Origin of the sequence: Lysobacter capsici (genome assembly GCF_014779555.2) — a bacterium.
Lineage (GTDB): Bacteria > Pseudomonadota > Gammaproteobacteria > Xanthomonadales > Xanthomonadaceae > Lysobacter > Lysobacter capsici.
Genome location: NZ_CP094357.1, coordinates 1,078,017 through 1,090,534 on the forward strand (window position 1 = coordinate 1,078,017; position 12,518 = coordinate 1,090,534).

A 12,518-nucleotide genomic window follows, 5' to 3' on the forward strand; every position below is an offset into this window, starting at 1 on the left:
GAAGAAAGCGGGCGGGGCTTTGGCCTCGCCCGTTTTTTTGTGAACGAGTCGGTGTGATGTTGGTTGTTGAGTAATCGCGATGGCGGGATTGCGTCGTCGGTTTGAATTCGCGGTCGCGGCTCGCGCCGCTCCTACAGGGGGCGAATGTTGGTGCGCGGTGGTTAGAACAGCGAGCCGGTGGTGCCGCGGCCGTCGGGATCGGCTTGGTCGCGGCGTTTGCGGACCCACCCGCCTACGCCGGAAGGTTGGTGCGAAGGTGTCGCCGGTTTGGGTTTCGGCGCGCTGCGTTCGCGCGCCTGACGATGCGCGGTTTCGGCCATCGCCTTGAACTGGCGTTCGCGCTGCAGCCACAGTTCGTCCATGCTCGGGTCGGCGTGCGCGGGGTCGCCGACGTCGGCTTCGGTGGCTTGATCGGGAATGTGCTGGAACGGAATGCGCATCGGCGCGGCGCCTTGCTCGAGCGCGTGCTGCATGGTGCCGAAGTACAGGCGGTTGTGGCCGTAGCGTTGATTGACCTGATCGAGCACGCGGGTCAGCGCTTGATTGCGGTGACGATCGGGAAACAGTGACGCGGTGTCGGCGGTGCTCGGCTGCAGGTCGGTCAGCGAGACGGCCACCGACAGCGGCGGGTAGCGGTGTACCTGCCAGCGGCCGTCGGCGGCGCGCATCAAGGGTTCGATCGCGTCGGCCATCAGTTGCAGCAGGGTCGGGGTGTCGTCGAGCGGCGCGAACGACAGGTCGCGGCTGAAGCGTTGCTCCTTGCCGACGAAACGGATGTGCAGGCTCATGCCGCGCGCCTGGCAACGCTCGCCGCGCAGCCGCATCGCGGCCTTGGCGAGCAGCTTGAACATCACCGAACGCATGCCTTGCGCGCTGCGCATCTGCGGGTCGAGCACGTGCGAGTGGCCGACCGAGGCCACTGTCTTGCGCTGCCGCGACGGCGGTTCGATGCCGCGCAGCTGCGCCCAGAAACGCTCGCCTTCGATGCCGCCCCAGATCGCGCGCAGATGCTCGCGCGGCGCGGCGGCCAGTTTCGCGACTGTGTCGATGCCGGCGTCGATCAACCGTTGCAGCATCGACGGGCCGATCCCGCACAGGTCGTGCAATTGCAGGCCGTGCAGCGCGTGCGGCAGGTCGGAAAGCTCGATCACGGTCAGGCCGTCGACTTTCTGGATGTCGGAGGCGGTCTTGGCCAGGAAGGTGTTGGGCGCGATGCCGATCGAACACAGGATCGGGCTGAGCTCGCGATCGACCAGGGTCTGCTTGATCTTGCGCGCGATCGCGATGGCCTGATCGCGCTGACGTTCGCGGCCGATCAGGCGGCAGGCGACTTCATCGATCGACAGCGGCTTGCCGTCGATCGGGATGCAGTCCTCGATCGCGGCGATCAGCCGGTGATGCAGTTCGACGTAACGCGCCGGCCGCGCCTGCACGATCATGATGTCGGGGCAGCGCTCGAGCGCTTCGTGCACCGGCGTGCCGGTCTTGACGCCGACGCGCTTGGCTTCGGGGCTGGCGGCGATGCAGCAGGTCGTCGCCGCCATCACCGGCACCACGCCGACCGGGCGGCCGCGCAACTCCTTGTGGTCGAATTGCTCGACCGAGGCGAAGTAGGAGTTGAAGTCGACGAACAGGCAGCGCAGGGTCATGGCGGCGGGCCACGCATGGGGACTCAGTATCGCGCCGCGCGATCGCGGGCGGGTGAACCGGCGCCTGAACTGATCCTGGAACCGATCCGCCGAGCCTGCCGGCGGATCGTCGCGTCGACTGAGATCGCGTGTCGCCTCGGTCGCTTACAGCACGATCGGCGGTTCGCCGCCGACGATCACGATGTCGGCCGGGCGGCGCGCGAACAGGCCGACGCTGACCACGCCGGGGATCTGGTTGATCGCCGATTCCATCGTCACCGGATCGACGATGGCGAGGTTGTGGATGTCGAGGATGTAGTTGCCGTTGTCGGTGACCACGCCGGCGCCGTTGGCGTCCTGGCGCCACACCGGCTGGCCGCGGGTCATGCCGAGGATCTCGCGCGCGACCAGGCTGCGCGCCATCGGCACGACTTCCACCGGCAGCGGAAACTTGCCGAGCACGTCGACGCGCTTGGCCGGATCGACGATGCACACGAACTTGGCGCTGGCCTCGGCGATGATCTTCTCGCGGGTCAGCGCGGCGCCGCCGCCCTTGATCAGGCGCTTGTGCGGATCGCATTCGTCGGCGCCGTCGACGTACAGCGCCAGCGGACCGGTGGCGTTGAGGTCGAGCACTTCGATGCCGAGCGCCTGCAGGCGCGCGCTGCTCTGTTCGGAGCTGGACACCGCGCCCTTGATGCGATGTTTCACCCGGCCCAGCGCCTCGATGAAGAACGCGACGGTGGAACCGGTACCGACGCCGACGATCATGCCGTCTTCGATGTAATCGATGGCTTTTTCGCCGGCCAGGCGTTTGGCTTCAGTCATTGGGGCGGGAATCGGGAATTGGGAATGGGGAATCGGTAAGAGCGAGAAGCGGTAAAAGCAAAAGCGGGTGTGGGATCTGAGTGAGATTGGGATGGAGCGCAGGCCGCTTTTAACGATTCCCGATTCTCCATTCCCGATTCCCGGCCCCACCGGCTATTCCATCGCCAACAACACCTTCCACTGCGCCGCCGAGACCGGCAGCACCGACAGGCGGTTGCCGCGGCGGGTCAGGGCGAAGTCTTCGCCTAGCTGCTCGCTGCGGGCCTTGATTTCGTCGAGCGAAATCGTGCGCTTGAGTTTGCGTTCGAAGGCGACGTCGACCAGCAGCCAGCGCGGTTCTTCGCGGGTGCTCTTGGGGTCGTGGTAGTCGGACTTGGGATCGAACTGGGTCGGGTCGGGATAGGCTTCGCTGGAAATCGTGGCGATGCCGACAATGCCGGGCACGGCGGTGTTGGAGTGATAGAACAGCACGCCATCGCCGGTCTTCATGCCGTCGCGCATGTAGTTGCGCGCTTGGTAGTTGCGCACGCCGTTCCACGGTTCGACGCCGACGCGCTGCAGGTCGTCGATGGAGAAGGTGTCCGGTTCGGACTTCATCAGCCAGTAGCGGCGGCGTGCGGTCATGCGGGACTCTGTGGGAACGTGGAGAGGATCAGGCGAACACGGCGGAGCGGCAGTCCAGGGTGTCGGCCTCGGTGCAGACCGCGTCCAGGGCGACGTCCCAGTCGGCGGCGTCGAGGCGATCCACGCGCTGGGTCTCGAACCCGGCGCCGACCAGCCACGGCGGCGCGGCGCGCTGCTGGCGGAATGCGAAGCTGCGATCGTACCAGCCGCCGCCCATGCCGAGCCGGTGGCCGCGGCTATCAAAACCTACCAGCGGCAGGACGATCAGGCTCAGCTGTTCGGGTTCGAGCAACGAGGTTTCCGCCAGCGCGGGTTCGGGAATGCCGAATTTGTTGGGGATCAGCGCGTCGCCCGGCCGCCACGGCGCGAACCGCAACCGCTGGTCTTCGTGCAGCACCGGCAGGCAGTAGATGCAGTCCTTGGGCAGGCGCAATTGCCAGGCGTGCAGCGCGATTTCGCCGTCCATCGCCCAGTAACCGGCCACGTAGCCCTCGCTCGGCGCGAACGGCAGCGCCAGCAGGCGCGCGGCGATGGCCTCGGCGCCGGCGATCCGCGCGGGCGCGCCGAGATTGCGGCGGCGGGCGCGCAGTTCGCGGCGCAGCGTCTTGCGATCGTCGGTCATGGGCGGGTCCTGGAGGGGCGGATCGGGGAAGGCCGGGTTTGGCTGGGTCGGCGATGGGGACCGATGTGCGGCGTCGGCGTGGTGCGTCGGGATTCCGCGGCGGCGCGAGCGGCTTCGGCCGATTTTACCGGGATCCGTGCATGGGCGTCGCCGAGGTCGGCGCGGCGCGCGGGCCTGTCGCGCGGGCATAAGGAAACGGGCGCGAGTTCACCTGGGGTGATCTCGCGCCCGTTCCGGGAAAAGTAGTCCTCCGCCAATGACGATGCTTGCGAAACGACCTTGAACCCTGGGTTCAAGTGGGGACGCTTGGGGATCTTCGGGCTTCCCGCTACGAGGCGGACTTGCACTCCGGATTCCGGTTGCGTCCCCGGTGTCGTTATTAAGGGACAAGGCGAATGTTTGGCAGGCCGTCGCGCACAGCAGAGGACGTGGGCGGGAGTATAGCGCCTGCGTTCGCATAGGTCAGTCCGCTCGTCGGCGATGCAGCGTTGCGGTTCATGCGCTTGTGTTATGCGGATACGCATGAACGGGGACTTGCGTGATGACGGTCGCGCGCAGTCGCAAGGATGGGGACGATGCGGTGGCATGCGTGGATGCGCGGCTTGGTTGCGCGGTGTCGCGTGTGCGCCGAGATGCGGCGATGTCGTGGTGGTCCGAGGACGGTGTGCGCCGGTGCGCGGCGTGCGTGCGGGAACTGGCGGATTCGTCGCAGTGAAGCCCTGGATCCCCGCCTTCGCGGGGATGACGGCCTTGAAGTGCCGGCGTTCTTGGAGTGCCGATGTCGCCGGGTAGATCGCCGCGGGGCGATCGATGTTCTGCAGCGGCCGGTATTCAGCGATAGCCGCCGCGCCGCAGGCGCGTCGGCGCACAGCCGCGGGCGTTCAGCGAATCGCGGCGTCGAACAGGCTGTCGAGCTTGCGGTGCAATTCGTCGAGGGTGCGCGCGAGCTCGCGGTCGCGGCTGTTGCCGTCGCCGCGCAGTTGCTGCAGTTCGTGGGCGAAATTGAGCGCGGCCAGCACGGCGACGCGGTCGAGCGCGGCCATGCGGTTGCCGCCGCGGATTTCGCGCATCTTGCTGTCGAGCATGCGCGCGGCGGCGAGCAGGTCGTCGCGCTCGTTGGGCTCGCAGCCCACGGTGTATTCGCGGTCGAGCAGGCTGATGCTGACGGCTTCGCTGGTCATGCGCTCAGGCTCATCCGAACGGGTTCATCGAAAGGGGGATCACGTGTGCTGCTCCAGCGACTTGAGTCGCGCGATCATGGCCTCGACGCGGGTGCGCGCCTGCTCATTCTTGGCCAGCAGGGCCGAGCGTTCGCCGACCAGTTGTTCCTGCTGCTGGCGGAGGCTGCGGTTCTCGTCGCTGAGTTTGCGCACGCGGTCGCCGAGCTCGTCGACGCGGGCAAGCAGCGACTGCAATTCGGCGAGTAGTTCGGCGCGTTCCATCCCGGCACGATGGCAGGCCGGGGCGGGGGCGGTCAAGGCGGCTGTGGGGGTGGTTGGGGGATGGTTACGGTGGTGGGGGGCAGGTGAGGCCGGTGATGCGCGTGGCGGTCGTACGCGCCATCGGGCCGGCGTGGTGATCGGAAGGGGCGCGGTCGCGGCTCGCGCCGCTCCTACAGTCGGACGTCGGACCGCACGCCGAGACCATTCCCGATTCCCGATTCCCGATTCCCGACTTTCAAACCGCCGGGCGCAGGCTCTCCGGCGGCTGCCATTCCTGGATGAACTTCAGGCACACGTCGGCTTCGAGCGGGCGAGCCAGCCAGTAGCCCTGGATTTCGTCGCAGCCGTGCGCGCGCAGGAACTCCATCTGCTCTTCCAGTTCCACGCCCTCGGCGACCACGTTCAGGCCCAGCGAATGGGCCATGGTGATGACGGTGCTGGTGATCGCTTCGTCGTCGGGGTCGCGGGTCAGGTCGCTGATGAATTCCTTGTCGATCTTCAGCGTGTTGATCGGCAGGCGCTTGAGATAGGCCAGCGAGGAATAACCGGTGCCGAAATCGTCCACCGCCAGCGCCACGCCGAGTTCGCGCAGCGCCTGCATGGTGTTGGAGGTGTGCGCGGCGTTGGACATGACCACGCTCTCGGTCAGTTCCAGTTCCAGCCGCCAAGGCGGGATCCCGCTTTCGCTGAGCGCGCGGGCGACCATCTTGGGCAGGTCGCCGCGCAGCAGCTGGATCGCCGACACGTTGACCGACACCGATAGCTGATCGAGCCCCTGCTGACGCCACTGGCGCAGGCGGTTGCAGGCCTCGCGCATCGCCCATTCGCCGATTTCCAGGATCAGCCCGCTTTCCTCGGCGAGCGGAATGAATTCCGACGGCGGGATGTTGCCGTGCTCCGGGCTGTTCCAGCGCAGCAGCGCTTCCACGCCGTTGATGCGCGCCTCGGGCAGCGACAGGCGCGGCTGATAGACCAGGCGCAGTTCGCCGCGGTCGAGCACCTTGCGCAGCGCGGCGGAGATGGTCGCGCGCTGGCGGATCTCCACGTCCATCGCCTCGGTGTAGCGCATGAAGGTGCGCCGGCCGGCGGCCTTGGCCTGGTACATCGCGGTGTCGGCGTGCTTGAGCAGGTCGGTCGGGACCTGGGCGTGATCGGGGTAGACGCTGATGCCGATCGACGGCGAGATCGCCACGTCGTGGCGTTCGTCGAAATCCAGCGGCGCTTCGAACGCCTTGATCAGGCGCCGCGCCACGTCCTCGGCCTGCTCGGGCGTGTCGAGGTTTTCCAGGACCACGGTGAATTCGTCGCCGCCCAGGCGGGCGACGGTGTGCTCGGCGCCGACGGTTTCCTGCAGGCGCACCGCGGCGGCGCGCAGGATGCGGTCGCCGGCGGCGTGGCCGAGCGAGTCGTTGATGTCCTTGAACCGGTCCAGATCCAGGAACAACAGCGCGATGCGATGGCCGTGGCGGCGCGCGCGCACGATCGCCCGCGACAGCCGCTCCGACAGCAGGGTGCGGTTGGGCAGGCTGGTCAGGGTGTCGTAATTGGCCAGGTAGCGCAGTTCCTGTTCGGCGCGCTTCTGGTCGGTGATGTCGGTCAGCACCGCGACGTAGTGGCCGCGCTGGCCGCTGCTGTCGAGCACGATCGAGGCCTGCAGCCAGCACAGGAATTCGTTGCCGTCCTTGCGCTGCTGCCAGATCTCGCCCGACCAGCGGCCGCTGCGCTGCAGTTCGGCGCGCATGTCCGAGTAGAACTCCGGGTCGTGCTGGCGGCTGTCGAGCAGGCCGGTGGTCTGGCCGATGACTTCGTTCTCGGGATAGCCGGTCATGCGCGAGAACGCCGGGTTGATCGAGACGAACACGAAGTCGCGGTCGAACACCGCCACGGCTTCGGCCATCGAACGCAGCACTTCGCTGGAAATGCGCCGTTCGCGTTCGGCGCTGCGGATCGCGGTGACGTCGCGGCCGGTGCCGGCCACGCGCACCGGATGGCCCTCGGCGTCGCGTTCGACCACCCGGCCGCGGGCGCGCACCCAGCCCCACTCGCCCTTGGGCGTGCGCATGCGGTGTTCGGACAGGAACAGCGCGGCGTCGCCCTTGAGGTGCTTGCGCAGCAGTTCGGTGACCCGCGACAGATCGTCGGGATGGATCTCGTGATCGTCGGCGATGTCGGCCTGCACGCCGATGTCGGGCGACTGCGGGTTGTGATCGTCGACGCGCATGCGGTGCAGCTCGCGCCGTTGCAGGTCGTAGTCCCAGAACTGTTCGCCCGAGGCCCACAGCGCCAGTTTCAGGCGCTCTTCGCGTTCGCGGATCTGGGTGAAATAGCCGCGCTCGCGCTGGCGGGCGACGTGCCAGCGCCAGCCGAAACTCAGCAGCAGGCCCAGCGCGGCCAGCGCCGCGGCGGCGATCGCCAGGGGATGCCGCCACAGCGGCGGATCGACGCTGACCGGGATGCGCAGTTCCTGGGTGTTCCACACCCCGTCGCGGTTGGTCGACTGGGCGCGGAACAGATAGCGGCCCGGCGGCAGGCGGGTGTAGGTGATGTCCTGGCGCGGGCCGTTGTCGATCCAGTCGCGGTCGAACCCGTCCATGCGGTAGCGATAGCGGATGCCGGAGTTGGGGCCGAAATCCAGCGCGCCGATGCGCAGGCGCAGGATGCCGGCGCCGTCAGGCACCTCGAGCTTGGCCGACTGCCACAGCGCGCTGGCGCCGGCGCTGGTGTCCGAGCCGATCCAGGCGCCGAGCAGGCGTACCGGCGGGGTGTAGCGCGAATCGGCGATGCGGGTGGGATCGAACAGGTTCAGCCCGCGCACGCCGCCGAAGGCGAGCCGGCCGTCGGCCAGGGTGGCGACCGCGCCGGCGTTGAATTCCAGGTCCTGCAGACCGTCGGCCAGGCCGTAGCGGCGCACCAGCGAGGCGCCCGAATCGAAGCGCAGGATGCCCGCGTCGGTGCCCAGCCACAGCCGCCCGGCCGGACGCTCGGCGATGGTGAACACCACCGGCACCGGATGATCGCCCAGCACCTGCGCGAGCGGGTGTTCGAAGCGGATGCGGCCGTCGCCGAATTCGATCACCCGGCTCAGCCCGGCCTGGGTGCCGACCCAGATCGTGCCGTCGGCGGCCTGGTGCAGGGCCAGCACCAGATTGCCCGGCAGGCTGTCGGCCTGATCGGTGACGTGGCGGTAGTGGCGCAGGTAGCCGGTGTCGGGATCGAGCAGGTCCAGGCCGTCGCCGGTGCCGAGCCAGACCCGGCCCTTGCGATCTTCCAAGATCGCGTTGACGCGCGGATGGCTCAGGCCCTTGGGATCGCCTTCGCGGTAGGCGTAGCGGACCAGCGCGCCGGAGTCGGGCAGGTAGTGCAGCGCGCCGATGTCTTCGCCGCCCAGCCACAGGCTGCCGTCGCGGGCGAATTGCAGGGTGCGCAGCGGGGCGTCGCGGTAGCCGCGCAGGTCGATGGTCTCGACCCGCTGGGTGCCCGGTTCCAGCCGCAACAGGCCGGCGCGGGTCGCCAGCCACAGGCGGCCGGGCGTGGGTTTGTGCGGCGAGCGGGCCTCGGCCGCACTGGTGCCGGGCGCGGCGGCGACGTCGGGTTCGCGCGCGATCGCGCCGATCGGGCCTTGCCGCGCCGCCGCCGGCAGCAAGCCGGTGAGGTCCTGGAAGCGATCGCCGGACAGGTCGTAGCGGCGCAGGCGCGCGCTGTCGGTGCCGATCCAGATCGCGCCGCTGTCGTCCTGGGCCAGGCTGCGCACGCTGGCGTCGGAGGCCGAACCGCGGCCGCGGTCGTCGTCCAGGTCGAGCACGTAGCTGAAACGGGTGCCGCGTGGATCGGCGACGGCGGCGCCGCGGAACTGGCCGCCGGCCCACAGCAGGCCGCCGTGATCGACCATCAGCGCGTTGATGGTGTCCTCCGGCAAGGTCGCCTCGACCCCGGACTCGGCGTGCACGCGCTGGGTGTGACCGCTGTCGGGGTCGTGCCGGTACAGACCGTTGCCGTAGCCGGAAATCCAGATCCGCCGGTCCGGCGCTTCGACGATGGCGCGCGCGTCGCGCAGCGCCGACAGCGCTTCATCCTCGACCTTGACCAGGATGCCGGTGTGGCCGTCGAGCCGGTACAGGCCGTCGGCGCCGCCGGCCCAGAGCCGGCCGCGGCGGTCGATCATCACGCTGCGCAGGGCGATCGCCGCGCCGATCCGTTCGACCTTGCCGCTGGGCAGGATCCGATGCAGACCGGCGGCGCTGGCCAGCCAGGCGCTGCCGTCGCGGGCCTGGGCCAGCGCCTGCCACGGCGACTGCCGGCTGGCTTCGCCGGGCAGGGCCAACAGCAGTTCGCGCGTGCCGGTCTGCGGGTCCAGCCGTTCCAGGCCGGCGAGGGTGCCGATCAGCAGCGACTCGCGCCACGGCATCAGCGCGACGACTTGCCGCCCGGCCTGCGAATCGGGCGCGCCGTAGCGATGGATGCTGCCGCTGGCCAGGTCCAGGCGGGCCAGGTATTCGGAATGGGTGCCGATCCACAACGCGCGCTGGCCGTCGAGCGCGAGCGCGGTGACGTAGCTGTCGGGCAGGCTGGCCGGGTCGCGCGGATCGTGGCGATACGGCAGGTAGCGCTGGCCGTCGTAACGGTGCAGGCCGCCCTGGGTGCCGACCCAGACGAAGCCGTGCACGTCCTGGGTGAAGGCGGTGACCGAGTTCTGGCTGAGGCCTTGTTCGCTGCCCCGGCGCGAGAAATAGAAATCGCGCGTCGCCGCCTCGGCGGGCTGCGGCCACGCCGTCGCCCACAGCAGCAAGGCGGTGAGACCGGCGGTCAGCAGGGCGGCGGGGGATAAGGAACGCACGGACACCGTGGCGCAAGGCACAAGAGCCGCAGTGTAGGCAAGCGGTCGTGGCAGCAACAAGCTCTGAAGCTATCTTTTCCGGCACGCTGTCGGTTCGAGCGGGGTTCGCCGTCGCGGCGCGCCGCGGCGCCGTCGCCGCGAACCCCATGAATGTCCGCAGGGCGGACTTCCCGCACAGGCCGCGATGCGCCGCGCATTGCTAAACTGCCCCATCCCCCTCGATCCCATGCCTGTGGCCGCGACCGAATTGCCTTTGTTGTCCGATGTCGATGCCGAGAGCCGCAGCCTCTCGCTCGGTGCTTCGCCTTCCGAATTGCACGGCGCGCTGTGCGGCTGGCTCGCCGGAGGCGGCGCGTCGGTCAACGACTGGCCGGCGCGCGTGCTCGCCGATCCCGGCACCGCGACCCCGGCCGCCGACGGCGCGCTGGATCGCCTGCGCCTGACCAGCGCCGCGCAACTGGCCGACCGCAGCTTCGGCTTCGACCTGCTGCTGCCCGACGCCGATGCCTCGCTGAGCGAGCGCAGCGGCGCCCTGTTCGACTGGTGCCGCGGTTTCCTCGGCGGCTTCGGCCTGGCCGCGGGCGCCGCGCCTAATCTGTCGGAGGAAAGCAGCGAGGCGCTCGGCGATCTCGCCCGCCTGGCCGCGGCCGCGCCGCAGGACGACGGCGACGAGGAGGACGAAGAGGCCTTCACCGAGATCGAGGAATTCGTCCGCATCGTCGCCCTGCTGCTGCACGGCGACGTGGCGATGGCGGCGCAGCACAGGCAGCGGCTGAACTGACATGCACACCGCGCTGACCATGCCGGCCAAGGCGTACGCGCGCCGGCGCAAGCAGCTGATGGACATGGCCGGCGGCGACGCGATCGTGATCGTGCCCTCGGCGCACGAGCTGATCCGCAGCCGCGACACCCATTACCCGTTCCGCCAGGACTCGGACCTGAGCTACCTGACCGGTTTCCCCGAGCCCGACTCGGTGCTGGTGCTGGTGCCGGGCCGCAAGCATGGCGAGACCCTGCTGTTCTGCCGCGAGCGCGACGCCGAGCGCGAAGCCTGGGACGGCCCGCGCTACGGCCCGGAAAACGCGGTCGATGCGTTCGGCCTGGACGATGCGTACCCGATCACCGATCTGGACGACATCCTGCCGGGCCTGCTCGAAGGCCGCACCCGGGTTTACTACCACTTCGGCCGCGACACCGACTTCGACCTCAAGCTGATCGGCTGGGTCAACCGGGTGCGCGAGATGGTCCGCCAGGGCGCGCAGCCGCCGCACGAGTTTCTGGTGCTCGGCCATCTGCTCGACGAACTGCGCCTGTTCAAGGACCGCGACGAACTACGCTTCATGCAGCGCGCCGCCGACATCAGCGTGCTCGCCCACGAAGCGGCGATGCGCGCGGCGCGGCCGGGCATGCGCGAGTACGAACTGCAGGCCGAGGTCGAGGCGGTGTTCCGCCGGTTCGATGCCGAGCCCGCCTACGGCAGCATCGTCGGCGCCGGCAGCAATGCCTGCGTGCTGCATTACCGCGCCAACAACGCCGCCTCGCGCGACGGCGACCTGGTCCTGATCGACGCCGGCGCCGAATACCGCGGCTACGCCGCCGACATCACCCGCACCTTCCCGATCAACGGCCGGTTCAGCCCGGCGCAGCGCGCGCTGCACGATCTGGTCGGCGCCGCCCAGGCCGCGGCATTGGCGCAGGCGCGGCCGGGCCTGCCGTACGAAGCCGGGCATCTGGCCGCGGTGGAAACCCTGACCGAAGGCCTGCTGCGGCTGGGCCTGCTCAAGGGCAAGCTCGAACGCAACCTCGCCGACGGCAGTTACCGGCGGTTCTACCGGCACAAGACCGGCCACTGGCTCGGCCTGGACGTGCACGACGTCGGCGAATACCGCATCGACGGCGAATCGCGCCTGCTCGAACCGGGCATGGTGTTCACCATCGAACCGGGGCTGTACGTCTCCGCCGACGACACCACGGTCGAACCGAAGTGGCGCGGCATCGGGATTCGCACCGAGGACGATGTGGTGATCGGCAAGGAGGGCTGCGAGGTGCTGACCGACAAGCTGGCGCGCAGCGCGGATGAGATCGAGGCGTTGATGGGGCAGCGGCGGGCGGCTTGAGCTTGGGTGGTTTGGGGCGATCGTTTTGATTCGCTTTAACTGGCTTTAAAACTGGCTTTAACGGGCTCTAACGGGGCTCTAACGGGCTTCGGCTCGGCCGAGCGCTGCACAGCGCGACTGGCGTCGCTTCGGCGCGATTCGACGTGTTTCGATCAGACGCGGCTGGCTTCGTTTTTATCTGGCTTCGTCTAGTTCCTTCTCTTCCCATTTCGTCTCGTCTCGTGGCCGATGCGTCCGCCACAAATTCTTCCAGCGAGCCGCCTTTGCTTTTCCCCCCTTTGTAAAAGGGGGGCAGGGGGGATTCGCTTTTGCCGTTGCTCTGCGCTGTTGTCGTTCAAAAGCAAAAAGCAAAAGCAAAAGCAAATCCCCCCTGGCCCCCTTTTACAAAGGGGGGACCCTTCGTTGTGGGGGCGTGATTGTTGG

General features: G+C 68.7%; 9 protein-coding genes and 1 other RNA gene. 2 read left to right on the forward strand and 8 right to left on the reverse strand.

Annotated features, from left to right (window positions below; genetic code table 11):
* Positions 1-161: 161 nt before the first annotated feature.
* From IEQ11_RS04395 to IEQ11_RS04430, 8 genes are all read right to left on the reverse strand, one after another.
* The gene (locus IEQ11_RS04395) at positions 162-1,649 is read right to left on the reverse strand and encodes a Y-family DNA polymerase (protein WP_191821973.1); all 1,488 of its coding nucleotides are present in this window, start codon (positions 1,647-1,649) and stop codon (positions 162-164) included.
* A 144-nt stretch (positions 1,650-1,793) separates the two neighbouring features.
* A complete protein-coding gene (gene rpiA / locus IEQ11_RS04400; protein WP_191821972.1) occupies positions 1,794-2,456 on the reverse strand; it encodes a ribose-5-phosphate isomerase RpiA in 663 nt (220 codons plus the stop codon).
* Positions 2,457-2,609: 153 nt separating this feature from the next.
* On the reverse strand, positions 2,610-3,080 hold the full coding sequence (locus tag IEQ11_RS04405; protein WP_046655506.1) for an EVE domain-containing protein: 471 nt from the start codon (positions 3,078-3,080) through the stop codon (positions 2,610-2,612).
* Between the two features lie 28 nt (positions 3,081-3,108).
* The gene (locus IEQ11_RS04410) at positions 3,109-3,702 is read right to left on the reverse strand and encodes a 5-formyltetrahydrofolate cyclo-ligase (RefSeq protein ID WP_046655509.1); all 594 of its coding nucleotides are present in this window, start codon (positions 3,700-3,702) and stop codon (positions 3,109-3,111) included.
* A 243-nt stretch (positions 3,703-3,945) separates the two neighbouring features.
* Positions 3,946-4,131, reverse strand: a non-coding RNA gene (gene ssrS, locus IEQ11_RS04415) — 6S RNA.
* Between the two features lie 452 nt (positions 4,132-4,583).
* A complete protein-coding gene (locus IEQ11_RS04420; RefSeq protein WP_191821971.1) occupies positions 4,584-4,883 on the reverse strand; it encodes a cell division protein ZapA in 300 nt (99 codons plus the stop codon).
* Between the two features lie 39 nt (positions 4,884-4,922).
* On the reverse strand, positions 4,923-5,144 hold the full coding sequence (locus IEQ11_RS04425; protein ID WP_036108784.1) for a TIGR02449 family protein: 222 nt from the start codon (positions 5,142-5,144) through the stop codon (positions 4,923-4,925).
* A 235-nt stretch (positions 5,145-5,379) separates the two neighbouring features.
* On the reverse strand, positions 5,380-9,978 hold the full coding sequence (locus IEQ11_RS04430) for an EAL domain-containing protein (RefSeq protein ID WP_191821970.1): 4,599 nt from the start codon (positions 9,976-9,978) through the stop codon (positions 5,380-5,382).
* Between the two features lie 226 nt (positions 9,979-10,204).
* On the opposite strand from IEQ11_RS04430, the gene IEQ11_RS04435 reads away from it, so the two are divergent.
* Positions 10,205-10,759, forward strand: coding sequence for a UPF0149 family protein (locus IEQ11_RS04435; RefSeq protein WP_036108782.1), 555 nt, complete (start codon positions 10,205-10,207; stop codon positions 10,757-10,759).
* Between the two features lies 1 nt (position 10,760).
* The gene (locus IEQ11_RS04440; protein WP_057920777.1) at positions 10,761-12,095 is read left to right on the forward strand and encodes an aminopeptidase P N-terminal domain-containing protein; all 1,335 of its coding nucleotides are present in this window, start codon (positions 10,761-10,763) and stop codon (positions 12,093-12,095) included.
* The last annotated feature ends 423 nt before the right edge of the window (positions 12,096-12,518 follow it).